Raw genomic sequence first — 25,198 nt, 5'->3', positions numbered from 1 at the left:
GTGCTGACCCTCAAGGCTGCGGGTCTGGTCGACGTCGATGCCGGGACGATCATTCGTCCCGGCATTGTCCGTGTCGATGGAGACCGAATTGTCGGTGTCGGAGAAAGCGCGGAAGGCGAGAGCTCCGAGGTCATAGACCTGGGCGACTCCTACCTCCTGCCCGGCCTGATGGACATGGAGGTCAACCTGCTGATGGGCGGCCGGGGTGAGAACCCGGGCCTGTCCCAGGTGCAGGACGATCCCCCGACGCGCGTGCTGCGCGCGGTGGGCAACGCCCGCCGCACCCTGCGCGCCGGGTTCACCACGGTGCGAAACCTCGGGCTGTTCGTCAAGACCGGTGGCTACCTGCTCGATGTCGCCCTCGGCAAGGCCATCGACGCGGGCTGGATCGACGGTCCGCGCATCATCCCAGCGGGCCATGCCATCACCCCCACCGGCGGACACCTGGACCCGACGATGTTCGCGGCGTTCATGCCGGGCGCACTCGAGCTGACGGTCGAGGAAGGCATCGCCAACGGTGTCGACGAGATCCGTAAGGCGGTGCGCTACCAGATCAAGCACGGCGCCCAGCTGATCAAGGTGTGCGTGTCCGGCGGAGTCATGTCACTGACCGGAGAGGCCGGCGCACAACACTATTCGGACGAAGAACTGCGGGCGATCGTCGACGAGGCACACCGTCGTGGGCTGCGGGTCGCGGCCCACACCCACGGCGCAGAGGCCGTCAAGCATGCCGTGGACTGCGGCATCGACTGCATCGAGCACGGATTCCTGATGGACGACGAGGCGATCCAGAAGCTGGTCGACAACGACCGGTTCCTGGTCACCACCCGCCGCCTGGCCCAGGCCATGGATGTCTCGAAGGCACCGAAAGTGCTGCAGGACAAGGCTGCCGAGATGTTCCCCAAGGCCGAGACGTCGATCAAAGCGGCGTACGAGGCCGGGGTGAAGATCGCGGTCGGCACCGATGCACCGGCGATCCCGCACGGCAAGAACGCCGACGAGCTCGTCACGCTGGTCGAGTGGGGCATGCCGCCGGCCGCGGTACTGCGCGCCGCCACCGTGGTGGCCGCCGATCTGATCAACGTCACCGACCGGGGCCGGCTGGCCGAAGGACTGCTGGCCGACATCATCGCGGTGCCGGGCAATCCACTCGAGGACATCACCGTTACACAACATGTGGATTTTGTAATGAAAGGCGGTAAGGTCTTCCGCAATGAGCACATCAACTGATTCCCCGACGCGGACCGAGGATCTCATCGAGATCCAGCAGGTGCTCGCCAAATACGCGGTGACCATCACCCAGGGCGACATCGACGGTCTCATCAGTGTTTTCACCCCCGACGGCACCTACAGCGCATTCGGCGAGACCTACACGCTGAATCGCTTCCCGGTGCTGGTGGACGCCGCCCCCAAGGGCCTGTTCATGACCGGCACCGCCCTGATCGACCTCGTCGAGGGCGCCGACTCGGCGTCCGGCACACAGCCACTGTGCTTCATCGAGCACTCCAAGCACGACATGCGCATCGGCTATTACCGCGACACCTACGTGCGGACCGCCGAGGGCTGGCGGCTGAAGACGCGTGCGATGACCTTCATCCGGCGCAGCGGCGATCACGACCACGGCCGGCCGCACGCGATCGGCAGGCCGGAAGCGGGATGAGCGCGCGTAGCGAGCGAATCGCAGATCTGAAATGCGGGAGCCGAGCATGCGAGGCAACCGCATGAGCGACCTGTTCGACACCGCGACCTTCCGTACGGCGCTACAGGATTGGCTCGCCGAGAATGACCTGACGCCGCCCGACGATCATTCGCTGCAAGGCCACATGCGCCAGTTCGCCCGGGTACAGAAGGCGCTCTACGACGGCGGCTGGAGCCGCTACGGCTGGCCCGAGCACGCCGGCGGGCTGGGCGGACCTGCGATGCTGCGCGCGATCGTCGGCGAGGAGGTGGTAGGTCGCAGGCTGGCCGAACCCGGTCCTTATTCGATGCTCGAAGTGCTGGCGCCGACGATGATCGACTATGCGCCCAAGGAACTGGCCGCCGAGATGGTGCCGAAACTCCTGTCCGGCGAAGAGCAGTGGTGCCAGGGGTTCTCCGAACCCGGCTCGGGCAGTGACCTGGCCTCGCTGACCACCCGCGCGGTTCAGCGCGAGGACGGCAAATGGATCATCAACGGCCAGAAGGTCTGGACCAGCTTCGCGCAGTACTCGCACCGATGCATCCTGCTGACCCGTACCGGCGATGCGGATACACCCAACCACCAGGCCATCACGGCGTTCTTCGTCGACACGGACGCCCCCGGTATCACCGTCCGACCGTTGCGCACCATGCACGATGTCGACGAGTTCTGCGAGGTCTACTTCGACGATGTCGAGGTCGACCCGAGCCGGATGCTCGGCAACCCGGGCGACGGCTGGCAGCTGGCGATGGACCTGCTGCCCTACGAGCGTTCAACCTGCTTCTGGCAACGCATCGCCTACCTGTACTCACGGTTCGACGCATTGGTGGAAGCGGTGAAACGGCAAGGGCAGGTGGTGGATCCGGACCTCGGCGAGGTCTATCTGGCCCTGCACACGCTGCGCTGCCGGTCGGCGGCAACCCAGCACCGGCTGGCCGCGGGCCACAAGCTCGGGCCGGACACCTCGATCGACAAGGTGCTGCTGGCCAGCGCCGAGCAACTGCTCTACGACACCACCCGCAATCTGCTGCCCGGCGTGATCGAACTCGAAGATTCCGAATGGCGCACCGAGTACCTGTATTCGCGGGCCTCGACGATCTATGGCGGCACTGCCGAAGTGCAGCGCAACATCATCGCGCGCCGACTGCTGGACCTCGGGAAGGAGTGATCTGGTGAACGAATTGGATCCCGAATCACTGAGCCTGCTTGAAGACACCCTCCGCAAGACCATGCTGTCGGTCTCGGGCGCCGCGCTGGACGCTGCCCTGGCCGAACTCGGCTGGGGCGAGATGCTGGCCGACATGCCCGAGGTCGCCATGCCGTTGGTGTTCCGGCTGCTGGGCGAAACAGGTTCGCACGCCTCAATTCTCAACGATGTACTGCTGGAGACCATCGGTGGTCTGCCCGGCGGTACTCCGCCGATGCCCTATGCCGGTGGCACCTGGGTGGTGTGGGAACGGACCGATAGCGACAATCCGGCCCTCGGGGGCCTGCCATTGCGTCAGGTACCCGACGGCCAGCTGCTCCGCGTATCAGAGGCCCGCCGCGCTCTGGGCTGGTGGCTGGTCGGCTCGGCCCGTGCGATGCTCGCGCTGGCCCGACAGCACGCACTGGACCGGGTCCAGTTCGGCAAACCGATCTCGTCCTTCCAGGCCGTGCGGCACCGACTGGCCGAGACGCTGGTGGCCATCGAGGGTGCCGAGGCGACGCTGAGCCTGCCCGGCGCCGACAACGTCGACCTGAACTCGCTGCTGGCCAAGGCCGCTGCGGGCAAGGCCGCGCTGACCGCGGCCAAGCACTGCCAACAGGTGCTCGGCGGCATCGGTTTCACCGAGGAACACGAGCTGCACAACCACGTGAAGCGGGTCCTGGTGCTGGACGGATTGCTGGGCAGTTCAAGGGAACTCGCCCGCAAGGCCGGTGCCGGGCTGCGCGCCCGCGGGACCGTGCCGCGGCTGGCTCAGCTGTAGCGGGTCAGGGATCGCGCGGTTCGGCGAAGACGGTGGCCGTCGAGCGGCCACGCAGTACCGTCGAACCGCGCACCACCCAGTGCCCACCTTCGTCCGCGTCGGCGTGGGCCAGGGCACTGCCCGAACACAACACCGTCGACTCACGGTCCTTGGCGTGGTCGGCCAGCCGCGCCGCTTCGTTGACGGCGTCACCGATCACGGTGTACTCGTAGCGGTTCTCGGCGCCGATGTTTCCCGCGAACACCGAGCCGCACGAAATGCCCACGCCGAACTCCACATCCGGTAGTCCATGGAGCCGCGGCACCAGAGCTCGCGCGGTGGCCAGCGCCGAGGACGCCGGATTGTCCAGCCGTAGCGGTGCGCCGAACACGGCCAGCACGGCATCGCCCTCGAACTTGTTGATCAGGCCGTGATGGCGCTCGACTGTGTCCACGACGATCTTGAAGAACCCGTTGAGCAGCTGCGCCAGCTCCTGCGGCGGCCGGGAGGCTGCCAGCGCGGTCGAGCCGACCAGATCGACGTACAGGACGGCGGCCTCACGGACGTCGCCGGTGACCGCCACGCCCTGCTGCAGTGCAAGGCGGGCCACGTCTACCCCGACATAGCGACCGAACAGGTCCCGCAACCGGTTCCGCTCGGCCAGGCCGGCCAACATCCGGTTGAATCCGTACTGGAGTCGGCCTATCTCTGACGACTCGTAGACCTTGACCGACACACCGGACCAGCCGCGCTCAACGGCTTTCATGGCCAGGACGACGTCCCCGACCGGATCGGACACCGAACGCGCCACCAGAACCATCGACCGAAGTCCGAAGACCAGCGAGATGATTGCCACCACCAGCACCGCGGCCTCGACAGGCGCCGTCTTCTGCACGAACCAGCCGTTGGATCGGGCCAGCACGATCAAGGCGATGCCTGCCAAGGGCAGCCCGCTGAACAGCGTCCAGATGGTGATGAGGCGGGCCAGCACGCCGGGCATCCGGACGAGCGTGGCCGAGGACGCGGTCAGCGATGCCGCGACGATCGGCCGCAACATCCGTTGGGTCACCAGGAATCCCATGCAGGCAGCTGCGATGCCGCCGAAGAGGATCGCACCGCCCATCACGTAGGCGACGCCTCCCCCGACATCGAGGTTGAGCAGCGTGTACACGAGCGCGCTCACCGCCCACGTGGTGAACTGGATGATGGTCTGCCGCGGTGCGATACGCATGGCAGCCCGCTGCTGTTGTGGTGTCGGATTCTCCCCCGCGGCAAACCATTTGAACGTCGGATGGACGTTGACCCAACCGACGACCGTATCGACGATCGCGGCCGCGACCATCAGCGCGATCAGTGCAAAGAGATTCGCCTGGGTCAGCAGCTCGCGCGCATCACCGACGGTGTTACGGCTCAGCGCCAGCACCACGAGCGTCACCGCGGCCGCCGCGGTGGTCTGCGCGTAGATCTGTCTGGCCGCGTATGCCAGGCTGAGCCGGATCGCCCCCATTCCGAGAGGCCCAGGCCTACTTGATGTTCTGCTTCATCCCGTCGATGTCCATCAACACCGGCCAGCCGCTGACGCTGAGTGCGTTACCGTGCCCGGTCTGGTGGATATCGAACACCGATTGGATTGCGGCGTAGAACCCTTGTACGTCGAGGGTCTGATTCACCGCCCGCTTGGCCTGACGGAGAGCGAACGCCGGCATCTGGGCGATCTGCGCAGCCAACTCGGCGGTCTGGGTGTCGAGGTCGGCGCGCGGCACCACCCGGTTGACCATGCCGGTGCGCTCAGCCTCCTCGGCCGTCAGCGCCCGGCCGGTAAAGAGGATCTCCTTGGCCTTACGGGCGCCGAGTTCCCAGGTGTGACCGTGGTACTCGACACCGCCGATGCCCATCAGGGCCACCGGATCGGAGAACAGCGCGTCATCGGCGGCCAGGATCAGATCGCACGGCCAGCAGAGCAGCAGGCCGCCGGAGATGCAGCGTCCCTGGACTGCCGCGATCGACGGCTTGGGCACATTGCGCCATCGCAACGTGTACTCCAGGTAGCGCCGCGACTCGTGCTCGATGAGGAACTCCAGCGTGATCTTGTCGGGCACCGGGCCGCCGCCACGCAGGTCATGGCCTGCGGAGAAGTGCTTGCCGTTGGCCCGCAACACGATCACCTTCACCTCTCGGTCATCGGCAGCCCTGGTCCAGGCGGCATCGAGTTCGTCGAGTAGTTCGGGGTTCTGCGCGTTGGCCGCTTCCGGCCGGTTCAGCGTGATCGTGGCGATCGAATCGGCGACGTCATAGTCGATGTACACGTGTTTCCTTCTGGTCACCGCTGCCAAACGACAAGCCGTCTTCGCGATTCGGCAGCTACCGGCGAACAGCGCCCCGGCGGCGCAAAATTTTGATGCGAAACCCTTCTTCTCAAAGGACTTCTATAATTCCCGTCATGAGAATACTATTCTCACAGTACGAAAGTTACAATCTCCGACACATTGGCCGCGAGGGGGTCTGGCACCACAATGGCAAGGCGTTCTCCGGTACAGTCAGTTCATGTTCTCCCCACTCGACAAGCGTCGGAGCAGCCAGTGACTACCGCTGGCGAAGAACCCGCGTGGAAACAACGAGCTGTCGAGCGGTCGATCAAAACGGCCAAGTTGCGCGCCGCCCAGCGCGTGCAGCGGTTCCTCGACGCGGCCCAGGCGATCATCATCGAAAAGGGCAGCACAGACTTCACGGTCCAAGAGGTTGTGGACCGCTCCCGCCAGTCGTTGCGCAGCTTCTACCTGCAATTCGACGGCAAGCACGAACTCCTGCTCGCGCTGTTCGAAGACGCGTTGAGCCGCTCGGCCGACCAGATCCGGGCAGCCACCTCGACGCAGGGTGAACCGATCGAGCGGCTCAAGATCGCGATTCAACTGCTCTTCGAGTCGTCCCGGCCCGATCCGGCCGCCAAGCGTCCGCTGTTCACCGACTTCGCGCCCCGTTTGCTGGTCTCGCATCCGTCGGAGGTCAAGGTCGCCCACGCGCCGCTGCTGGCCCTGCTCACCGACCTCATGGAGGAAGCCTCCGAGGCCGGCCAGCTGCGCTCCGGGATCAACCCAAAGCGGATGGCGGCGATGACCATGCAGACGGTGATGTTCGTCGCGCAATCGAGCGGCGGCACCGACGAGGCGTCGATCCACCCGATCACCGCCGACGAGGTCTGGGATTTCTGCGCCAACGGATTCGCCGCCAGCTAGTTGAGAATTCCGTTCTCCTAGAGACAGAATTCTCCTTACACTCAGCTGTGTGCCCGATCTCCGGACTCACCGATATCGCGTCGCCCAATGGGCAACCGGCACCATCGGAACCCATGCATTGCGCTCGATCATCGGGCATCCGCACCTGGACTTGACCGCTGTTCATGTCTTCGGCGCCGGCAAGGTCGGCATCGATGCCGGCGAACTGTGCGGCCTGGAGCCCACCGGTATCACTGCCACCAACAGTGTCGATGCCATCCTCGACGCGGCTCCCGACTGCGTGCTGTACATGCCGGCGGCTCCCGATATCGAGCAGGTGTGTCGACTACTCGGCGCGGGCATCAACGTGGTCAGCACGTGCGGCCAGTTCCACCACCCGGCCACGGTCGACCCGGCACTGCACAGTGCCGTGACCGACGCCTGCCTGCGCGGCAACGCGTCACTGTATGCCACTGGAAGCAGTCCCGGGTTCATCACCGAGGCGATACCGCTGGCACTGACCTCGGTGCAGCGCCGGCTGAACCTGCTGGCGATCAATGAGTACGCCGATCTGTCCCAACGCAATTCGCCGGAGCTGTTGTTCGACGTGATGGGTTTCGGCGGCCCGGCCGGCCCGTTCGACCAGCGTCGGGCCGCCTATCTGCAGGGCAGTTTCGGTCCGTCGCTGCGCCTGGTGGCCGATGCGATCGGGCTGCCGCTGGACGCGGTGCACGCCGAGGGCCAGTGGGCGCTCGCGGCCGAGGCCACCACCATCCGCGCCGGACATCTCGCCGCCGGAACGGTGGCCGCACAACGAATCACCGTGTCGGGCATGCGCGCAGGCCGCCGGCTGCTGAGTTTCCAGGCCACCTGGTACTGCGGCACGAACCTCACCGAGGACTGGGACCTGCGCCCCACCGGGTGGCGCCTGACCGTGGATGGCGATGCACCCCTGGACATCGACGTCCGGATGCCCATTCCGCTCGAGCAGATGGCGGCAATTTCCCCGGGATACACCGCGAACCGCGCGGTCAACGCGGTGCCCTTCGTCTGCGCCGCCGAGGCGGGCATCCGCTCGACCGTGGACCTACCGCAGATCGTCGCCACGATGGGGGTCTGAGAACTTGATTCTTCTAAGCGGAGAGTACAAATTGCCCCAAACGTATCTGTCGTTGACACAGCGGGCGACCCGGTGACAGAGTTGCTGAGCAGGTGCACAGAATTTCACCGAGTATGCGGCAGACACGAAAACAGAACTGGGGTAATCAATGACTGGACGGGTGGAAGGCAAGGTCGCGTTCGTCACCGGCGCGGCCCGCGGCCAGGGACGTAGCCACGCGGTACGGCTGGCGCAAGAGGGCGCCGACATCATCGCGATCGACATCTGTGGACCGATCCGGCCCGGCGTGGAGACCGCCATCCCGGCCTCTACGTCCGATGACCTGGCCGAGACCGCCAACCTCATCAAGGGGCTGAACCGCCGCGTCGTCACCGCCGAGGTCGACGTCCGCGACGCGGATGCGATCAAGGCGGCCGTGGACAGCGGTGTCGAGCAGCTCGGTCGCCTCGACATCATCGTGGCCAACGCCGGTATCGGCAACGGCGGCGACGTCCTGCACGAGACCAGCCAGCTGGACTGGGACGAGATGATCGACATCAACCTGTCGGGCGTCTGGAAGTCGGTCAAAGCCGCTGTGCCGCACCTGATCAAGGGTGGCAACGGCGGCTCGATCATCCTGACCAGCTCGGTCGGTGGACTCAAGGCCTACCCGCACTGCGGTAACTACGTTGCCGCCAAGCACGGCGTCGTCGGCCTGATGCGCGGCTTCGCCGTGGAGCTGGGTCAGCACAATATCCGTTGCAACACCGTGCATCCCACGCACGTCGCGACCCCGATGCTCCACAACGACGGCACATTCAAGATGTTCCGGCCCGACCTGGAGAACCCCGGTCCCGACGACATGGCGCCGATCTGCCAGCTGTTCCACACGCTACCCATTCCGTGGGTCGAGGCCGTGGACATCAGCAACGCCGTGCTGTTCCTGGCCTCCGACGAGGCCCGCTACATCACCGGTGTGACGCTGCCGGTCGACGCGGGAAGCTGCCTCAAGTAGGTCCGGAACCTAGCCCGGACCAAGTGTTGCGGCACCGGTCTGCGGGTGGCGGTACCAGCCACCCGCAGCCCGGGTGCCACCGTCGACGTGAAGCGTCTGTCCGGTGACGTAGCCGGACAAGCTGGAAGCTAGAAAGACTGCGGCCCCCGCGATTTCGTCGACATGCCCGGCCCGACCCAGCGGGATGGCATCAGCGATACCCGGCGGCGGACCGTCCGGCGACAGAGCCATGAGTCCCTCGGTGAGGGTGAGGTCGGGCGCGATCGCGTTGACCCGGATCCTGTGCGGCGCAAGCTCGAACGACGCGGTCTGGGTGTAGTTGATGACGCCGGCCTTCGCCGCCGCGTACGCGGCATAACCGGGGGCCGCACGCACTCCCTCGATCGACGTGAGATTGATGATGCTGCCAGGTAATTCGTCGGCCACCAGCCGGCGCGCCACCCGCTGTGTGCACAGCAACACATGGCGCAGATTGCTCCTGTACAGCGCGTCCCAACCGTTCTCGCTCGTCTCCAGCAGCGACGAGGCGAACACACCGCCGGCATTGTTGACCAGGATGCTTACCGGCCCCAACTCGGCGGCGGTCTGAGCCAATGCGGCATCCACCTGCTCGGCATCGCGCACGTCGGCGACCACCCCCAGGGCACCGATCGACGCCGCGGCATCAGCACAGCTCTCCTGGTTGCGCTCCCAGATGGCCACCGACGCACCGAATGCCGCCAGCCCGGCGGCGATGCCCCGGCCGATACCGGCGCCGCCGCCGGTTACGACGGCCACCTGTCCGGTGAGCAGAATGTCAGAAGGATTGATAGCCATGGTGATTCAGGCTAGCGGCGGGACAGGTGGTGAGTCTATGCATTCGGCGTTCTCCCACAGGGCAACCGGGTCAACGCGATCACCCGCTTCGACCCCGCGGATCGCCGACAGCGAGCCGGTGCGGGCTCCGCTGTTGATGCTGAGTAATGTCCTGCACCTCTGGTACACCGTGGATTTCGCCGCGTTGCTCGACGAATTCGAGCGCCTCTGAGACAGGTTCAGCGAGTCGCCTTGCGACGTCCGCCCACCCCGGGCTCGGTCCCGATCACGCCGTCGGTGGCCAGTGCGGTGATCTCGTCGTCGGACAGCCCCAGCTCGGCCAGTAGTTCGTGATTGTGCTCGCCGAGCAGCGGTGCGGCCCGCCGATGCAGCGCCCGCGGGCCGTTCGCCAACGAGACGGGCAGGGTGCTGTGCGGCGCGGCGTTGTTGACCGGGTGCCCGACGTGCTCGAAGAACCGCCGGAACCGCAGCTGGGGCAACTCCAGTTGCCGGTGCGGCTGCATCACCTTGGCCACCGGTACGCCGGCGGGCCACAAGGTTTCGACGATCTCGTCGCCGCTGCGAGGCAGACACCAGGCCGCCAGCTTCTCGTCGATCACATCGTGACGTGCCCGGCGCCCGTCGGCGGAATCCAACTCGGGGCCCATGGCCCAATCCGGCTGCCCGAGCGCCGCCCGCAGGGCGGCCCACTGGGCATCGGTGCTCACCGCGATCGCGACCCAACTGTCTGCGCGGCCGAACTCGTCGATCTCGGCACTCCGGTAGATGTTCTGCGGCGCGGCGGCCGGACCACGGTTGCCGTCGCGCTGAAGTAGCGTGCCGTACGCCGAATACTCGATGACCTGCTCGGCGGCGACGTTGAGCGCGGCGTCGACCATCGCGGCCTCGACCAGCACTCCCTGCCCGGTACGGCGGCGGTGCTCGAGCGCGAGCATCAATCCCGACAGCGCATGCACCCCGGCGTTGGGGTCACCGATCGAATACGGTTCGAACGGAGTGCGATCCGGGTAGCCGGTGAGCCAGCTCAGCCCCGAGGCATCTTCGATGACGTACGCGAACGCCGGGTTGTCCCGCCACGGCCCGTCCAGCCCGAAGCCGGGCATGCGCACCATGATGATGTCCTCGCGCAACTCCCGCAGCGAATCGAAGTCGAGTCCGATCTGTTCGATCACCCTGGGGGTGAAGTTCTCCACGACCACGTCGCAGGTGGCGATCAGGCGGCGCAACAGATCCCGGCCCTGGTCGGTCTGGAAATCCAGGGTCAGGCCCTTTTTGTTGGTGTTGAGCGCGCTGAAGATCGGCGAACGCTCCCACCACTGTTCCACGGTGGCCGGGATGCCGGCGATCAACCGGGTGCCGTCCGGGCGTGGGGTGGATTCGAGGTGGATCACCTCGGCGCCGAGCATGCCGAGCGGATGGGTGCACGACGGACCGGCCCAGAACGTCGTCATATCGAGCACGCGTAACCCGCTGAACGGCAACCGATCGCCGCTCGGCGCACCGGCCGGGACTTCACGCGGGCTCAGCTCGGCCGCCCGGATCTCCTCGGTGTGCTCGCCGAGGCGGGGAGCCGGCGCCGCCTCCCGCAGCGCCACACCGGACAGCCGGTACGGCGCGGCAGGCTGGGTGAACCCGTACTCCGGGTTACGGACGAACGCGTTCCGCTCCACGAAATGGTCCATGGCGGTGACATTCTCACCGTTGCCGACCGGCGAGTTCGGGATCCGGAAAGCCGACGCGAGTTCTCGGACGTCGTCCACGTTCTGATCGCGCAACCAGCGGTACAACTCCTCGGCATGCAGGTTGGCCTGCTCGGTGATCGTCAGCTCGGAGTTCTCGTCGATCCACTCGTCATGGCCCGACATCGCGCACAGATCCCACCACTGCTGGGCAGTGCCGCATCCGAGTGCCACCAGGCCGTCGGCGGCCTGCGCCACCCCGGGAACTGTGGGCCTGCGCTCGCTGCGCCACGGGCGGCCCAGCATCTCGAAGTAGGTGACCGGGTAATAGGTCAGGCCCAGGATCTGTGCCTCCAACGCCGACAGGTCCACCAGCTCGCCGTGGCCGTCGCGCAGCGCCCGCGCCCGGAACGCCAAGGTCATCGCCGCCGCGTAGGCACCGGCGAGCCACTCGCCCACCTGACCGCCGATGGACACCGGCGCCCGGTCCTGCACACCGCGACCGATGCCGATCGCGCCACCAGACCATGCCTGCAGCGTGAACTCGGTGGCCGCCCGGTCACTCCACGGCCCGTCCAAGCCGAACGCTGTGATCGTGGTGACGATCAGATGCGGATGCTGCCGGAACAGATCCTCCGGTGCGACCGTCTGGGCCACAGCCGATTCCGGTGACCAGATGACGGCGTCGGCGCCGGACACCAACCGGTCCAGCAGCTCCCGGTCACCGGAGGACTCAGGGTCAACCGCCACACTGCGTTTACCACCGGCCAGGAAGGCGAACAGCGCGCCATCCTGGTCCGGGCCGACATGCGCGCCCGATGCCGACCAGCGGCGCATCGGGTCACCCTCGGGGGCTTCGACTTTGATCACATCGGCGCCGCCGTCGGCGAGAATCTTGGTGGCGTACGCCCCGGCGATCCCGCTGGACAGGTCGACGACGGTGTAGCCGGTCAGTGGTGAGCTCATGCGCCTATTCGGGTTTCGCCCGGTTCTTCTTGGACAGCCGAAAATCGGGCGGGAACTTGCTGTCGTTGTCATTGACCGCGGCCGACAGTCCGGAATCGATCGACTCGAACATGTCCAGGTCGTCATCGCTGTCGTTGGCCACCCCGTTGCCCATCGACTCGAAGAACGCCGACAGCAGGCTGCCCATGTACTCACCCTGCTGCTGTTTGAAGATCTCGAAGAACATCTTCTGCTGAAAGACGGTGTCCACCGGCCGGTTCCGGGTGCAGGCCAGCGCGTACTTCTGCACTTCGGCTTCCAGCTGATCGCGTGCCACCACCTTGTTCAGGAAGTTGCAGTCGTACATCTCCGCTGCCGTGAACGGCCGACCGGTGAAGACCATCTCCTGGAACTTGCGCAGGCCCATCATCTGGACCCACGTCCACATGCGTGGTCCCCAGCCGTGATACCGGAAGGAGGGATGCCCGAACAGTGCGTCGTCAGAGGAGATCACCAGATCCGCGTCGGCGCATTGGTAGAAGTGCCAGCCGTAGCAATAACCCTTGGCCTCGACGATGCTGATCTTCTTGAAGTCCTGCAGCGCACGGTTGCCGGCCTGGGAGTTCGCATACCACGAGCTGATCGTGGCCCCGTTGCGGAACGTGCCCTTCGGCGGATAGGTAACCTCCCCTACCCCGTCGTCCTCCAGCCGCAGCTCGGCCAGCCGTACCGCCGGATTGTCGTTGCCCTCCATGAACTCCGGCAGATCGGCCCCGCTGCCCAGGTTGTCTCCGACGCCGCGGATGATCACCACCTTGACGTCATTGTCGGCGTTGGCCGCCCGCAGCACATCGGCGTAGCGCAGCCGCGCCATCGACGTCGGCGCGTTGAGGAACTCCGGCCGGTTGAACGTGATGGTGGCGATCTTGGTCTTGGGGTCCTTCTCGTAGAGGATGATCTCTTCCGGACCGGGACGCTCAGGCATGTGCCGCCTCACTGTCTGACGGGGCGTGGGTCAGCACCTCGGGACCATCGGCACCGACGAGGACGGCATCGCGGGTGAACACCGCGCCGACGCCCGGCTCCCAGACGTAGCCGGTCACCGCGAGGACCATGCCCTCCTCGAGGAGGTCGGCCTCGGCGGTCGCCCGCAGGCTCGGGGACACCACCGGCGGGTCGAACCCCAACCCGAGTCCGTGCGCCACCGGCATCGCCGGTACCGGTTCGCCGGCCTGCTCGTACGCATCGAGCAACGCGCTGGTCGGCTTACCGGCATGGCAGGCATCAAGCAGCTTGTCCCACAGGTCATCCCGCCGTCGGTACAGCGATCGAACCGCATCCGTCGGTTCACCCACGCATACGGTGCGTGCGACCTCCGCGACGTAGCCGTCGGCGAGCACACCCGCCGACAGAGCCACCAGGTCGCCTTCGCTCACCCGGCCGTCGCCTTCGGCACGACGCCACGGGTGGTCCTTCGAGGTGACCCATGCGGCGTCCTGCGTGGCCGGAGTGCTGACCCCGCCGGCGGCTTCGGCCTCCAATATCGCACCGGCAAGGCGCTTCTCGGTGGTACCCGGAACCAACTCGGCGACGCCTTTGGCCAGGCCCTGTTCGGCGACCACCAACGCGCGTCGTAATGCCGAGATCTCCTCGCGGGTCTTGACTCGGCGCGCAGCCCGCATCGCCTGCTCACCGTCGACCAGCTCTGCGTTCGGGAAGGCCATCGGCAGCAGCTTGGCGAAGGTCGGTGTCAAAGCATCCGTTCCGATGCGCCACGCCGAATCGGAACCCTTGATGTTCTGCAGAACGCCGATCAGAGTCATCGGGTTCCACGCGAAGCCGTACAGGTTCTCGTGTGGGATCTCCTCGGGGATGCCCTCGTCCCACGTGCTGTTCAGGTGGATCTCACCCGTGGCGCGGACGAACGTGCAGATCGGCCCGAAAGGCCTGGTACCCACCACCCACAGCTGTGGGGCGCCGGAAATGTACCGAACGTTGGCCTGCCTGCCGAGTACCAGCGCATCGAGGTCATGGGCCTCCATCTGTGCGATGGCGCGCTCCCGACGGCTGACGCGCAGGGCCCGGCCGTCGGCCACAATTTCAGTTCCCACGGGACACCTCATAGGGGTCGTACGGATATGCGGTCAGCGGCATCCAGCCGCCCTCGGTTACCACCACGATCTCCTCGCCGCGATAGCCGCCGGTGCCGTCCTCCCAGACCACCGGCTCGAACACCAGCAACATGCCTTCCGGGAAGACGAAGTTGTCGTCCCACTTCTGGCCGAGATCCGTTCCGATCATCGGCATCTCAGCTGCGCTGGTACCGATGCCGTGTCCCAGGTAGAAGTGCGGCAGCCACGGCTTCTGCCCGCCACCGGCTGCGGTCGCCGCCCGGCCGAGGTCACCACACGTGGCACCGGCCTTGGTCACCGAGAGCACTGCGTCGACGATGCGACTCCACTTGCCGAATTGCTCCTGTTGGACCGGTGTCGGGTCCTGACCGACGATCCAGGTACGCCCGTGGTCGGAACAGTAGCCGTGGTAGGCGATGGACACATCGGTCCACAGCACATCGCCCCGCTGCAACTCGCGCTCGGTGGTCAGCAGGGGCAGAGCGAGATCGCCTGTAGTTGTCCAGGTGCCCTCCGCCTTCGACGCGGGCATGACCTGCCAGATCGAGTCGAACATGTTGGTCGTGGCGCCCAGTTCGAAAGTGCGGCGCACGAATTCGGCAGACAGGTCGATCTGGCGCACGCCGGGCGCCAGTGACTTCTGGATCTCGGCAACGGCCTGTTCGGTGATCTGACAAGCCCGGCGGACACAGGCGATCTGATCGATCGTCTTGACGAGTTTCGCCGCACCGATCACCGGGGCGGCATCCACCGGCGCGCTGGGAAACAGTGCACTGCCAGCCAGCCGCATCGCCCCGGTCAACTCGTCAGTCGCGATTGTCGCACCGGCGGGCACCAACCTGGCCACGATCTTCGCGAATTCTGCTACGCCCTCGTCGAATTCGAGATATACCGGCCCGTGCAGGTGGTCATCGGGCAGCGCTGTTTCCATGGCGACGCCCTCACGGAACGGCAGGAACAGGTGCGGGTGTTCGTCATCGGCCAGCACGACCGCGATCGGCCGCTCGACGTGCGACAGTCCCGCGTCGGCCAGCGGCCAGGCGATGCCGGTGGCGTACATGACGTTGCCGTTGCCGAGCAGCACGAGCGCGTCCACGCCCTGGTCGGCCATCGCGGCGTGCAGACGCACACCGACCTCTCGACGCATCCGGGCGAGGTCGGGCTCGTCGGGAATGTCGAGCGGGGTGAAGCCGGTCCGGGCGATCTGGGTTACGCCGGTCAGAGTGGAACTCGTCATAGGAGCCCCAGGAACTTCTGGATGTTGGTGGACACGATCTTGACGGCGTTCTCGGGGCCGACCGCCTCCACCACCGTGGCCAGCGACTTCTCCGAGTAGCCGAAGGTGGATTCATTGTGCGGATAGTCGCTGGACCACATCACGTTGTCGACGCCGATCTCATCGATGAGCCGCAGGCCGAGCGGATCGACCATGAACGACGCGGCCATGTGCTGGTCCCAATAGTGCCGGACCGGGTGCTGCAGTTCGTGGTTGAACATGTGCCGGTAGGAGGCCAGCATGTGCTCGGCGTCCTGCAAAGCGGTGGGCACCCAGGCGATTCCGCCTTCGAACCAGCCGATCTTGAGGCTCGGATGCCGATCCAGGATTCCGGAGAAGACGTACTTGGCGAACTGCTCCCGGAAGGAGTCGACGTTGACCATCATGCCGACCACGACGCTGTTGTTCTGGCACGGAGTCTTGGGCGGCGTCTCGCCGATGTGGTGGCTGACCGGCAGGCCGGCGGCCTCGATCTCGTCCCAGACCGCGTCCATCTCGGTGCTGCCGTAGTCGTAGATGTTGCCCTCGTCGTCCTTGCCCGGGTTCAGCGGCAGCAGGAACGTCTTGAGCCCCAGCGATTTCAGCTGCTCGAGGGTGCTACGGGTGCCGGCCGGATCCCACCAGTTGATCAGCCCGACCCCGTAGAAGTGGCCGTTACTCTTTTCCTGGAGTTCGGCCATCACCTCGTTGTAGATGCGGAACACCCGCTCACGAATCCCCTTGTCCGGGTAGTGGAACAGGGCGAGCACGGCGTTGGGGAAGGCAAGTTCCCTGTCGATGCCGTCTTCTTTGAGCTCACGGATGCGGGCCGCGATGTTGTTGGACGCCGCACCGGCGAGGTCGTCGTACTGCATCAGAACCCGGCCGAAATCCCCGCCGGTCCAGGCCTTGCCCTTCATCCCGACCATGTAGGCGCCGTCCTCGTACCAGATACGCGGGGCGGCACCTTTGAGGTCGTCGGGGAAGCGCTCGTAGAAGATGTCGTCGGCCACCGAGATGTGGTTGTCGGCCGAGAAGATCGTGGTGCCCTCAGGGAGTCCGGTCAGGCCTCCCTCCGTCGCGTGGCCGCGGCGATTCTTGGGTGCGCCAAAGCCTTCCGGTGGATAGAGGGTTGTCGAAGCAGTCATCTGTGGTACTCCAATCAGGGCTGTCGGTTACCAGGTCACGGGAAGTTCGTATACGCCGTAGGCGAGGCGGTCGTGCTTGAACGGCACGTCGTCGAACGGGATGGCCAGCTTCATCGTCGGGATGCGGCGCAGCAGGGTTTGGAACACGATCTGCAGTTCCGCGCGCGCCAGCTGCTGGCCGACGCACTGATGGCGGCCGTAACCGAAGCCGAGTTCCTGGCTGGCATCGCGGGTGAAGTCGACCTTGTCCGGATTCGGGAAGGCAGCGGCATCCCAGTTCGCGGGCGCCAGGTCGATGATGATGCCCTCGCCCTTGCGGATGGTCTCGCCGCCGATCTCGATGTCCTCGAGTGCCACCCGGCGCTGGCCGTTCTGGATGATGGAGTTGTAACGCATCAGTTCCTCACACGCGTTCGCGACGAACTTGGGATCATCGGAATCACGAAGCAGCGCTGCCTGTTCCGGGTTCTCCAGCAACGCCAACACACCGATACCGATCATGTTGGCGGTGGTCTCGTGACCGGCGATCAGCAGGCCGGTGCCCAGCTGTGCGGCCTCCTTCACGCTGATCTCGCCTGCGGTGACCCGCTCAGCCAGATCGGACACCGCGTCCTCGGCCGGATTGGCCTGCTTCTTCTCGACGAGGTCGATCAGATATTGATGCAGGCTCATCGCGCCCTTCTGCATGGCGTCCGCGGCTGCGAAGCGAGCCAGGCCGGCGTTGGCGTGCTCCTGGAAGAACTCGTGGTCCTCGTAGGGGACGCCGAGCATGTCGCTGATCACTTTCGTGGGCACCGGCAATGCCAGGGCCGAGACGATGTCAGCGGGTTGCGGGCCGGCGAGGATCGCGTCGATGCACTCGTCGGTGACCTCTTGGATCGTCGCCCGCAGGCCTTCGACCCGACGGAAGGTGAACGGCTTGGACAGCATCCGCCGGAACCGGGTGTGCTCCTCGGCATCGGAGGTGAATACTGAGCGCGGTCGCTTGTCGACGGTGGAGAGCATGTGCTCGTTCCAGTGCGGGAAGCCTTCGATGCGGTCGTCGACGCTGACCCGTGCATCGGCGAACAGCGCCCGCGCTTCCTCGTGTCCGGTGATCAGCCATGGCGTGGTGCCGTTCCAGATCTTCACCCGTTTCAGGCCTTTGGAGTTGCCGAGCATCTGCGGCGGAGGCGCGAACGGGCACCGCACGTCGCGTTCCATCGGGTAGTCCGGGATGTCGGCGGTGGTCACGGAGTCGGCAATGGTTTCAGACATGAGTCGGTGGCATTCCTCTGTGTCAGTCTTGGATCTCGATGGCTAGGGCTGGGCAGGCCGCTGCGGCGCGGCGGGCGTTGTCGGTCTGGTCCGGACCGGGGGCAGGTTCGAGTAGGACCACGACGCCGTCTTCGTCGCGCTGGTCGAATACCTCACCGGCGTTGAGTACGCACTGCCCCGACGAGACGCACTTGTCCTGGTCGACAGTGACTTTCATATGAGGTCGCTTTCTTGGGTAACCGGCGCCATCCAGAGGCCGACAATCGCGTCGATCAGTCCTGATGCCGCACCCTGCCAGGACGCGCGCGGCACGTTGCCGCCCTGCGCCATCGCACGTTCACGGTCAGCGGCACTGTGCATCAACAGGTTGCGCGCCATGATGTTGCGTTCGGCCCGGATCTCGTCGGGCAGATCGGGCAGGCAATTCTTCATCCCGTCGATGACCTGCACCAACGACTCCGAACTCAGGGCATCGCGGACCACGATGTTGTGGTAGGCAGGATCGGTCATGACCTGAGCGGCGAACCTGGCGTACCAGGTTGGGTTCCCCAGCGCCGCAAGGTGATCGGTGAGCGGCTGCACCAGGCAGGCGACCCAGTCCCGTAGCCCCGACGCGTCACCGGTGTCGGCGACCATCTGCTCCCGCAGGTACTCGATCGGGCCGCGGTGCTTGTGCTCGATGGCGCGGACCAGGTCGGTCTTGGTGCCGAAGTGGTAGCCGACCGCGGCGTTGTTGCCCTGCCCGGCCGCCTCGCTGACCTGCCGGTTGGACACCGCGAACACACCGTGCTCGGCGTACAGCCGCTCGGCCGCCTTGAGGATCGCCTCCTGGGTACTGCTGGCACGGTCGGCGCGAGCGGTCCGATTGGCTGCTGTCACCGTTACAGTCAACGCGCCTCCTGTAATTAAGTCAAGCAGTTGATTTAATTTCGTCCGCCGCCGGTCTGCGTCCACCCTCCGACTCGCCGAAACTACGCTTTTTGGCTGGATAACCGGGTGTTTTGGCCAGAAACCGTAGTGTCGGCGCAGCAGGGCTACGGCCGCGCAGCGGTCAGGACTTGGGCTTGCGGACGATGACCTTGCCCGCGACGGTGCCGCCGTCGATCGGCAACACGGTCCCCGTCACGTACCGCGAGCGGTCCGTCGCGAAGTACACGGCCGCCTCGGCCACGTCCTCGACGGTCCCCTCCCGCTTCAGCGGACGGTCGTTGCGCATCTGGGCCCGGATCCCCGCCTCGAATTCTTCGATGCGCTCGCGCTCCTCGGGCGACGCGGACTTGGCCACGATCGCCGTACGGATGTTGCCCGGCGCGATGGCGTTGACCCGGATCTCGTAGTGGGCCAACTCGATCGCCGCACACTTGGTGAACTGGATGACCGCGGCCTTCGACGCGCGATACGTCATCACGCCGCCGCCGGCCTGGATCCCGCCGATCGAGGTCAGGTTGAGGATGGAACCGCCGCCGTGCTCGGCCATGTACCGCGCTGCATCGCGGGTTCCGGCCATCACTCCGCCCACGTTGACGGACATCACCTTGTCGAAGTCGGCGAGATCGTCGTCGAGGAAACGGCGGTGCATCCGGCCCGAGACACCGGCGTTGTTGACCATGACGTCCAGGCCGCCGAACGTTTCCACCGCGGTCGACACGAGGCGGCCGACCTGCTCGATGTCACCGACATCGGTGGCCAGGAACGCGGCATTCTCACCGAGTTCGGCGGCCAGCGCCTTGCCGCGATCCTCGTCGACGTCACCGATCATCACCTTGGCGCCCTCGGCGGCGAAGCGGCGCACCAGACCTTCACCGAGACCCGACGCGCCGCCCGTGACCACCGTGACTTTTCCGACCAGTTCGTTACTCATTGCACCTCTTCCAGGAATTCCAGCAACACTGCGATGAGCGCGGCGGGCTGTTCGATCTGCGGACAGTGACCCGCTCCGGCGATCACCGCGCTGCGGGCACCGGCGATCTGGCCGGCGATTTCGGCGGCCCAACCGGACGGCAGCAGCTTGTCACGATCCCCCTCGATGATCATGGTCGGCACACCGATGCGGTCATATGCCCGTTGCGACGACGGCATCGCCGGCGCGTCCAGGCCGGGCCGCCGAAACCGGGCCGCGGCCAAGGTTTCCCAGGCCCCAGGCGCGATGCTCGACTCGTACCGCCGTTGCACGTAAGCCTCGTCGGCCGGATAGGCCGGATCGGCGAACAGTGCGGTGATGATGCGACGCATCCCGTCTATCGTGGCGTCGTAGTCGTACAACGCCGACAAGTGGTCGGTGCGCTGCATCTCCCCTCCCCCGCAGATCGCCACCAGCGACCGCATGGGGAGCCGCGGCGCATCCGAGGTCGCGTCGACGAGCAGGTTGATCGCGCCCATCGAGTTCCCGACGAAATGCGCTGAGGCGACGCCGAGTTCGGCGCAGAACCGGGCGATGTGCCGGATCCGCATGCCCCGGCCGTCATTGAAATCAATGACTTTGGCACTCTCACCGAAGCCGAGCATGTCCAGCGCCAGCACCCGGTAGTGCGCGGAAACTGCGCCGATGGCGTGTTCCCAACCCAGTTCGGCGCCGGCGCCGAACTCGCCGCCATGCAGCAGGACGACGGGGTCACCGGACCCGGCTTCGAGATAGCTCGTCGTCAGCCCGTCGACATCGAGAGTCTTGCGTGCGAAGTCCACGGCCACACGATACTGATGTTTTCCGTATTGGAGAACATCATTCTCTAATCCGTGAGATGACCAGACTGCTTAATCATGCGTCCCAATCATGCGTAGCGTCATGGCTGTGCTGGAGAAGTCGGAGATCCGGTTCCTTCCCCTCGGCGACCGCCGCATGGCCTACGAGACGCGCGGGGACGGTCCACCGCTGGTCGCTCCGGCTTGGTGGGTGAGCCACCTCGAACTCGACTGGCAGAGCGAGGGCTTTCGTCGATTCTGGGAAAGCGTCGCGGCCGGCTACACACTGATCCGCTACGACCGACTCGGCGTCGGCATGTCGGACCGCACCCTGCGAGATTCGGATCTGAGCCTTGATGCGGAAGTTGCGACGCTGCGCGCGCTTCTCGACGAACTCGACCTCGAACGCGTGTCGCTCATCGGCGGCTCGTCGGGGAGTTGCACCGCGATCGCCTTTGCCGCGGCGTTTCCGGAGCGTGTCGAGCACCTGGTGCTGTACGGGTCTTACCCCGACGGCGCGGCGCTCACCGCTCCGGGCGTGGGCGACGCGATTCTGGCTGCGGTACGCGCACATTGGGGACTCGGCTCGCGTCTGCTCAGCGGCCTGTTCCTCGGTACCGCCGACTCTGCGGAACAGGAGCGGTTTGCCCGGTTTCAGCGAGAGTCGGCGACCTCCGAGACCGCTGCCGCGTTGTTGAATCTGGTCTATCGCCTCGATGTGCGGGCATACCTTCCTCTCGTTCGCCGGCCGGCGCTGGTGGTTCATCGTCGTGACGATCGCGCTGTGCCGTCACGGCTGGGTCGTGAGGTCGCGGCAGCGGTTCCCGGCGCGACGTTCATCCCCCTGCAGGGAAGCGCGCACTTCCCCTGGCACGGTGACACCGATTCCGTGGTCCGCGCGTGCCGCCAGGCGCTGGCGCCGGCACAGCCGTCGCCGGCCGTGGCGAGCGAGCCGAAGCCGGTCCTGCTGTCCCCTCGGGAACGTGAGATCCTCGCCTGCGTCGCCCGCGGTCTCGGCGATCGCGAGATCGCAGAGCAATTGGTGCTGAGCCCGCATACCGTTCACCGCCACGTCGCGAATATCCGCCGCAAGCTGGGCCGCACCTCACGAACGGCCGCCGTCGCGGAGGCCGCGCGTCTCGGCCTCCTGTGAGATGGCCGGAACGGGCCATCGACAGAAGATGGCCGGTCTGGGCGATGCGTACCCGATGCGCCCGCTCCTATGTTCGAGGCATGACAGACATCATCGGCACCGAACTTCAGCCGAGCCCGCCGTCCAAGGCGTGGCTGCGCATCATGGCCCTGGTGTATGACCCATTCCTCTGTGTGGGCGAGATCGCAGGAATGCGTCGCCGGCGGCGCACGCTCCTGGGCGGCGCCCGCGGTCGCGTCGTCGAGATCGGCGCCGGGACGGGGCTGAATCTCGCGCACTATCCAGACGCAGTCGCCGAGCTTGTACTCACCGAGCCCGAGCCGGGCATGCGCCGACGCCTCGCGCGCCGCCTGCAACGACACGGGCGCGTCGCTCGGATCGTGGACGCGCCTGCGGAGCAACTACCGCTCGCCGACGGATCCGTGGACACCGTCGTTTCGACGCTCGCCCTGTGTACCGTCGGCGACCCCGAACGCGCGCTGCGCGAGATCGCCCGCGTACTCCGCCCGGATGGGCAGTTCCTGTTCATCGAACACGTGCGGGCGGAATCACGGTTCCTCGCGGCGTACCAGGACAAACTATTTGAACCGTGGCGACACTTCGCAGGCGGCTGTCGATGCAACCGCGCGACCGTGGAGCTGATGCGCGCATGTGGATTCGCTGTGGCAGCCGACGACGCCGTGTGGCGCGGCATGCCGGCGATCGTCCATCCGCTCGTGGTCGGCCGGGCGACTCGGTAATCCGAGCGAAACTACCGAGCGGCTCCACTGGAGCGGGCGAAGGTGAGCACCTGATTGGCCAGCATGTCGAGTTGGCTGCGCACCGGCCCATCGGTCAATTCGCCTGACTCGTCCCAGATCTGATCGGCGGAGTTGATCGCCACCCCGAGCGGCGTCGGCCACGCCCGCAACGCATGACCGATGGACCGCAACTGTCCCAGCGTCCCCACCGCGGCCTGCCAGCCGTAGGCGCAGCTGATGCAGCCCCACGGCGTGTTGTCGAGGTACACCCGCGGGTCCTCCCGCAGATCCTCGATGTAGTCCAGCGCGTTCTTGACCAGACCCGAGATCGCACCGTGGTACCCGGGCGAGCCCACCACCACGGCGTCGGCGTCGCGCAGCGCGGAGACGAACTCCAACGCCGCGGGTGTGCGCTCCAACGAATGCGGGGCATACATCGGCAGCTCCAGGTCCGGCCCGGCGAACATCCGGGTCCGGCCCCCTTGGCGCTCCACCGATTCCAGGCAGTACCGCACCGCCCGCTCGGTCGACGAGTTCGCACGCAAGGTGCCGCCGAGCCCCACCACGAACGGGACCTTCTCAGCTGTCGTCATCGTTCCTCACTTGATTGCAATGGGATTCACCGGCGAACCGACGGCTCCGGTCACCCGCAACGGCGGGGCGATGAGCTGGAATTCGTAGACGCCGTCGGCCGCACAGTCGGCGGCCAGCGCGCCGAGGTCCCAGTACTCACCCAGCATCAGGCCCATGTCGCGCAGGCAGAGCATGTGCATCGGCAGGAACGTGCCCTCGACACCGTTGGCCGGATCGGGGTCCTCGACCATGAGGTTGTCGGCGGCGACCGCGGCCACCTGGTGGTCGTGCAGCCACGAGGCGCAGTGCCAGTCCAGTCCTGATCCGGGCTCAGCCCCGTCACCATTGGCCAAAAACCTTGTCCACCAGCCGGTGTGCACCACCACGATGTCGCCCGGGCTGATGGCCACCCCCTGCGCCCTGACCACCTCGTCGAGCTCGGCCGGGGTGATCGGATTGCCCGGTTCCAGGAACTGCTCGGCGCCCCGGTGGCGGACCACGTCCAGCAGTACCCCGCGCGAGGTGATGCCCTTGCCGTCCACCTTGTCGATGCCGCAGTGGAAGGCACCGAAGCTGGTGACCGAATCAGCCGGGAAGCCGTTGTAGAGCTTGTCCTCGTAATAGACGTGCGACAGCGCGTCCCACTGTGTGGCCGCCTGCAGCGGCATGACGATCATGTCGTCGTTGAAGCGGAACGGATTGTCCGCGAAGAACCCGCTCACCTCGTGGGCCACCGAATTGCGGAGCCACTGCGGGCCGTACTGCGCCAGCGTATGGGCGTCCCCTCCGTCGACCGTCATCACGTGTGTGGGGTTCTGCCGGAACTGGAATGCCCCCTGCGGGCCGGCTGAGGAGAAGTCGACGCCGAGCGCGAAGACCTTGCCCTGCTTGGCCAGCGACGCCCCCTCCGCGACCTTTTCGGCGGTGATCAGGTTCAGGGTGCCGAGTTCATCGGCGTCGCCCCAACGGCCCCAGTTGCGCACATCGTCGGCGACCTTGCGGAAGTCTCTCATCGTCCCGGCCAAGCTCAGCTCCTCTGCCCAGAGTCGGTGTCCACTACAGCATCGACCAGAGCCGCGTGCCGCTGGGCCAGAATGCCGCCATCGGCCCAGATCACCTGCCCGCTCACGTAACTGGCCCCCGGGCTGCCTAGGAACCCCAGCAGCGCGGCCTGTTCGGCAGGATCGGATTTGCGACCGAGCGGGGTGGTGAACGAATCGAGAAACTGCTGCCCGTACGCCGAGCGCAGCTGATCCAGAATGGGTGTTTCCGTGACACCGGGTGCGGTGCAGTTGATCCGGATCCCGCGGGCGCCGAGTTCGGTGACCCGGCACATCGTGTAGAGGATCATCGCCTCCTTGGACAACCGGTAGCCGCCGTCGGCCAGTGCCTCGGGATTGTCGGCGCACCACTGCAACCCCTCGTCCACCGACCGTGTTCTGAGCAGACCCGCTGTGGTGGTGAGGTTTTCCCGATACCCCGATGCCGCCAACGAGGACACCGAGGTGATCGATCCGCCCGCGGGAATGCGGCCTTCCACCAGTTCGGTGAACTGCCGGGTGCCCAGGAAGTTGATCCGTACCACCAGAAGCGGGTTGCCGATGCCCGAGGACACACCGGCCACGTTGAACAGGGCGTCCACCGGACCGCCGACCGCTCCGGCGGCACGATCGACGGACTCCGGGTCCGCCAGGTCCAGTTCGATGAACTCCTCGGGCAGGTGATCGGGCGGTCGAATGTCCAGACCCGTCACCCGGGCGCCGAGCTCACCCAGCGCGCGGGTGACCTCGGCGCCGATGCCCGACGCGCAGCCGGTGACCACGACGTGTTTACCGTCGTAGCGCACCAGCTCGTCTAGGGCGGTCACG

26 protein-coding genes are annotated in these 25,198 nt (G+C 66.2%); 10 read left to right on the top strand and 16 right to left on the bottom strand.

The window, feature by feature from the left end; translation table 11 throughout:
* The 4 genes from AB0I14_RS28795 (at position 1) to AB0I14_RS28780 (ending at position 3,648) form a co-directional block, all read left to right on the top strand.
* The gene (locus AB0I14_RS28795; RefSeq protein WP_358029284.1) at positions 1-1,230 is read left to right on the top strand and encodes an amidohydrolase family protein; all 1,230 of its coding nucleotides are present in this window, start codon (positions 1-3) and stop codon (positions 1,228-1,230) included.
* On the top strand, positions 1,214-1,660 hold the full coding sequence (locus tag AB0I14_RS28790) for a nuclear transport factor 2 family protein (protein ID WP_358029282.1): 447 nt from the start codon (positions 1,214-1,216) through the stop codon (positions 1,658-1,660). Before AB0I14_RS28795 ends, AB0I14_RS28790 begins: the two co-directional genes overlap by 17 nt.
* Before the next feature lie 61 nt (positions 1,661-1,721).
* On the top strand, positions 1,722-2,846 hold the full coding sequence (locus AB0I14_RS28785) for an acyl-CoA dehydrogenase family protein (RefSeq protein WP_358029462.1): 1,125 nt from the start codon (positions 1,722-1,724) through the stop codon (positions 2,844-2,846).
* Positions 2,847-2,859: 13 nt separating this feature from the next.
* The gene (locus AB0I14_RS28780) at positions 2,860-3,648 is read left to right on the top strand and encodes an acyl-CoA dehydrogenase family protein (RefSeq protein WP_358029460.1); all 789 of its coding nucleotides are present in this window, start codon (positions 2,860-2,862) and stop codon (positions 3,646-3,648) included.
* A 4-nt stretch (positions 3,649-3,652) separates the two neighbouring features.
* On the opposite strand, the gene AB0I14_RS28775 is transcribed toward AB0I14_RS28780, so the two are convergent.
* Positions 3,653-5,134, bottom strand: a complete 1,482-nt coding sequence (locus AB0I14_RS28775; RefSeq protein WP_358029279.1) for an adenylate/guanylate cyclase domain-containing protein — start codon at positions 5,132-5,134, stop codon at positions 3,653-3,655.
* 16 nt (positions 5,135-5,150) lie between these two features.
* The gene (locus AB0I14_RS28770; protein ID WP_358029277.1) at positions 5,151-5,933 is read right to left on the bottom strand and encodes an enoyl-CoA hydratase; all 783 of its coding nucleotides are present in this window, start codon (positions 5,931-5,933) and stop codon (positions 5,151-5,153) included.
* A gap of 207 nt (positions 5,934-6,140) precedes the next feature.
* Here AB0I14_RS28770 and AB0I14_RS28765 point away from each other — a divergent pair, with 207 nt between their 5' ends.
* From AB0I14_RS28765 to AB0I14_RS28755, 3 genes are all read left to right on the top strand, one after another.
* Positions 6,141-6,860 (top strand): TetR/AcrR family transcriptional regulator, encoded by a 720-nt coding sequence (locus AB0I14_RS28765; protein ID WP_358029274.1) that lies wholly within the window; start codon positions 6,141-6,143, stop codon positions 6,858-6,860.
* Between the two features lie 49 nt (positions 6,861-6,909).
* Entirely contained in the window at positions 6,910-7,959 is a 1,050-nt protein-coding gene (locus AB0I14_RS28760) for a dihydrodipicolinate reductase (RefSeq protein WP_358029272.1), read from the top strand.
* A 148-nt stretch (positions 7,960-8,107) separates the two neighbouring features.
* On the top strand, positions 8,108-8,953 hold the full coding sequence (locus tag AB0I14_RS28755) for a mycofactocin-coupled SDR family oxidoreductase (RefSeq protein WP_358029270.1): 846 nt from the start codon (positions 8,108-8,110) through the stop codon (positions 8,951-8,953).
* Positions 8,954-8,962: 9 nt separating this feature from the next.
* Here AB0I14_RS28755 and AB0I14_RS28750 read toward each other — a convergent pair whose 3' ends face one another.
* On the bottom strand, positions 8,963-9,769 hold the full coding sequence (locus AB0I14_RS28750; RefSeq protein WP_358029267.1) for an SDR family oxidoreductase: 807 nt from the start codon (positions 9,767-9,769) through the stop codon (positions 8,963-8,965).
* 37 nt (positions 9,770-9,806) lie between these two features.
* Here AB0I14_RS28750 and AB0I14_RS28745 point away from each other — a divergent pair, with 37 nt between their 5' ends.
* On the top strand, positions 9,807-9,980 hold the full coding sequence (locus tag AB0I14_RS28745; protein ID WP_358029264.1) for a hypothetical protein: 174 nt from the start codon (positions 9,807-9,809) through the stop codon (positions 9,978-9,980).
* Positions 9,981-9,987: 7 nt separating this feature from the next.
* On the opposite strand, the gene AB0I14_RS28740 is transcribed toward AB0I14_RS28745, so the two are convergent.
* The 10 genes from AB0I14_RS28740 to AB0I14_RS28695 form a co-directional block, all read right to left on the bottom strand.
* Positions 9,988-12,414 carry a CoA transferase gene (locus AB0I14_RS28740; protein WP_358029262.1) on the bottom strand — a complete coding sequence of 809 codons (2,427 nt, stop codon included), beginning with the start codon at positions 12,412-12,414 and terminating at the stop codon, positions 9,988-9,990.
* A 4-nt stretch (positions 12,415-12,418) separates the two neighbouring features.
* Entirely contained in the window at positions 12,419-13,378 is a 960-nt protein-coding gene (locus AB0I14_RS28735) for an enoyl-CoA hydratase/isomerase family protein (RefSeq protein WP_358029260.1), read from the bottom strand.
* Complete coding sequence (locus AB0I14_RS28730; protein ID WP_358029258.1) at positions 13,371-14,504, bottom strand: M24 family metallopeptidase; 1,134 nt, start codon at positions 14,502-14,504, stop codon at positions 13,371-13,373. Before AB0I14_RS28730 ends, AB0I14_RS28735 begins: the two co-directional genes overlap by 8 nt.
* Positions 14,494-15,762: a Xaa-Pro peptidase family protein gene (locus AB0I14_RS28725; protein WP_358029254.1), complete on the bottom strand. Its 1,269-nt coding sequence runs from the start codon at positions 15,760-15,762 to the stop codon at positions 14,494-14,496. Before AB0I14_RS28725 ends, AB0I14_RS28730 begins: the two co-directional genes overlap by 11 nt.
* Entirely contained in the window at positions 15,759-16,928 is a 1,170-nt protein-coding gene (locus AB0I14_RS28720) for an amidohydrolase family protein (protein WP_358029252.1), read from the bottom strand. Before AB0I14_RS28720 ends, AB0I14_RS28725 begins: the two co-directional genes overlap by 4 nt.
* A gap of 27 nt (positions 16,929-16,955) precedes the next feature.
* On the bottom strand, positions 16,956-18,185 hold the full coding sequence (locus AB0I14_RS28715; RefSeq protein ID WP_358029250.1) for a cytochrome P450: 1,230 nt from the start codon (positions 18,183-18,185) through the stop codon (positions 16,956-16,958).
* 22 nt (positions 18,186-18,207) lie between these two features.
* Entirely contained in the window at positions 18,208-18,402 is a 195-nt protein-coding gene (locus AB0I14_RS28710) for a ferredoxin (protein ID WP_358029248.1), read from the bottom strand.
* A complete protein-coding gene (locus tag AB0I14_RS28705; protein ID WP_358029245.1) occupies positions 18,399-19,064 on the bottom strand; it encodes a TetR family transcriptional regulator in 666 nt (221 codons plus the stop codon). Before AB0I14_RS28705 ends, AB0I14_RS28710 begins: the two co-directional genes overlap by 4 nt.
* A 172-nt stretch (positions 19,065-19,236) precedes the next feature.
* Positions 19,237-20,046 carry a glucose 1-dehydrogenase gene (locus AB0I14_RS28700; RefSeq protein WP_358029243.1) on the bottom strand — a complete coding sequence of 270 codons (810 nt, stop codon included), beginning with the start codon at positions 20,044-20,046 and terminating at the stop codon, positions 19,237-19,239.
* Complete coding sequence (locus tag AB0I14_RS28695) at positions 20,043-20,867, bottom strand: alpha/beta hydrolase (RefSeq protein ID WP_358029241.1); 825 nt, start codon at positions 20,865-20,867, stop codon at positions 20,043-20,045. Before AB0I14_RS28695 ends, AB0I14_RS28700 begins: the two co-directional genes overlap by 4 nt.
* A 100-nt stretch (positions 20,868-20,967) precedes the next feature.
* Here AB0I14_RS28695 and AB0I14_RS28690 point away from each other — a divergent pair, with 100 nt between their 5' ends.
* Positions 20,968-22,017, top strand: coding sequence for an alpha/beta fold hydrolase (locus tag AB0I14_RS28690; protein ID WP_358029458.1), 1,050 nt, complete (start codon positions 20,968-20,970; stop codon positions 22,015-22,017).
* An 80-nt stretch (positions 22,018-22,097) separates the two neighbouring features.
* On the top strand, positions 22,098-22,757 hold the full coding sequence (locus AB0I14_RS28685; RefSeq protein ID WP_358029239.1) for a class I SAM-dependent methyltransferase: 660 nt from the start codon (positions 22,098-22,100) through the stop codon (positions 22,755-22,757).
* A gap of 11 nt (positions 22,758-22,768) precedes the next feature.
* On the opposite strand, the gene AB0I14_RS28680 is transcribed toward AB0I14_RS28685, so the two are convergent.
* The 3 genes from AB0I14_RS28680 to AB0I14_RS28670 are packed head-to-tail and all read right to left on the bottom strand — an operon-like array spanning position 22,769 to position 25,197.
* Positions 22,769-23,350 carry an NADPH-dependent FMN reductase gene (locus tag AB0I14_RS28680; protein ID WP_358029236.1) on the bottom strand — a complete coding sequence of 194 codons (582 nt, stop codon included), beginning with the start codon at positions 23,348-23,350 and terminating at the stop codon, positions 22,769-22,771.
* A 6-nt stretch (positions 23,351-23,356) separates the two neighbouring features.
* On the bottom strand, positions 23,357-24,343 hold the full coding sequence (locus AB0I14_RS28675) for a cyclase family protein (protein ID WP_358029456.1): 987 nt from the start codon (positions 24,341-24,343) through the stop codon (positions 23,357-23,359).
* A gap of 14 nt (positions 24,344-24,357) precedes the next feature.
* The gene (locus AB0I14_RS28670; protein WP_358029233.1) at positions 24,358-25,197 is read right to left on the bottom strand and encodes a coniferyl-alcohol dehydrogenase; all 840 of its coding nucleotides are present in this window, start codon (positions 25,195-25,197) and stop codon (positions 24,358-24,360) included.
* Position 25,198 lies beyond the last annotated feature (1 nt).

It is taken from the genome of Mycobacterium sp. NPDC050441 (genome assembly GCF_040655355.1).
Lineage (GTDB): Bacteria > Actinomycetota > Actinomycetes > Mycobacteriales > Mycobacteriaceae > Mycobacterium.
The sequence above is the reverse complement of the archived record's forward strand: the minus strand, read 5'-3'. Positions and strand labels throughout refer to the sequence as shown.

Coding starts and splice junctions, on each gene's coding strand:
- AB0I14_RS28685 (WP_358029239.1), top strand. CDS start 22,098: ATGACAGACATCATCGGCACCGAACTTCAGCCGAGCCCGCCGTCCAAG.
- AB0I14_RS28790 (WP_358029282.1), top strand. CDS start 1,214: ATGAGCACATCAACTGATTCCCCGACGCGGACCGAGGATCTCATCGAG.
- AB0I14_RS28765 (WP_358029274.1), top strand. CDS start 6,141: ATGGCAAGGCGTTCTCCGGTACAGTCAGTTCATGTTCTCCCCACTCGA.
- AB0I14_RS28735 (WP_358029260.1), bottom strand. CDS start 13,378: ATGCCTGAGCGTCCCGGTCCGGAAGAGATCATCCTCTACGAGAAGGAC.
- AB0I14_RS28680 (WP_358029236.1), bottom strand. CDS start 23,350: ATGACGACAGCTGAGAAGGTCCCGTTCGTGGTGGGGCTCGGCGGCACC.
- AB0I14_RS28710 (WP_358029248.1), bottom strand. CDS start 18,402: ATGAAAGTCACTGTCGACCAGGACAAGTGCGTCTCGTCGGGGCAGTGC.
- AB0I14_RS28715 (WP_358029250.1), bottom strand. CDS start 18,185: ATGTCTGAAACCATTGCCGACTCCGTGACCACCGCCGACATCCCGGAC.
- AB0I14_RS28785 (WP_358029462.1), top strand. CDS start 1,722: ATGAGCGACCTGTTCGACACCGCGACCTTCCGTACGGCGCTACAGGAT.
- AB0I14_RS28725 (WP_358029254.1), bottom strand. CDS start 15,762: ATGACGAGTTCCACTCTGACCGGCGTAACCCAGATCGCCCGGACCGGC.
- AB0I14_RS28700 (WP_358029243.1), bottom strand. CDS start 20,046: ATGAGTAACGAACTGGTCGGAAAAGTCACGGTGGTCACGGGCGGCGCG.
- AB0I14_RS28740 (WP_358029262.1), bottom strand. CDS start 12,414: ATGAGCTCACCACTGACCGGCTACACCGTCGTCGACCTGTCCAGCGGG.
- AB0I14_RS28690 (WP_358029458.1), top strand. CDS start 20,968: ATGGCTGTGCTGGAGAAGTCGGAGATCCGGTTCCTTCCCCTCGGCGAC.
- AB0I14_RS28775 (WP_358029279.1), bottom strand. CDS start 5,134: ATGGGGGCGATCCGGCTCAGCCTGGCATACGCGGCCAGACAGATCTAC.
- AB0I14_RS28750 (WP_358029267.1), bottom strand. CDS start 9,769: ATGGCTATCAATCCTTCTGACATTCTGCTCACCGGACAGGTGGCCGTC.
- AB0I14_RS28720 (WP_358029252.1), bottom strand. CDS start 16,928: ATGACTGCTTCGACAACCCTCTATCCACCGGAAGGCTTTGGCGCACCC.
- AB0I14_RS28755 (WP_358029270.1), top strand. CDS start 8,108: ATGACTGGACGGGTGGAAGGCAAGGTCGCGTTCGTCACCGGCGCGGCC.
- AB0I14_RS28745 (WP_358029264.1), top strand. CDS start 9,807: ATGCATTCGGCGTTCTCCCACAGGGCAACCGGGTCAACGCGATCACCC.
- AB0I14_RS28675 (WP_358029456.1), bottom strand. CDS start 24,343: ATGAGAGACTTCCGCAAGGTCGCCGACGATGTGCGCAACTGGGGCCGT.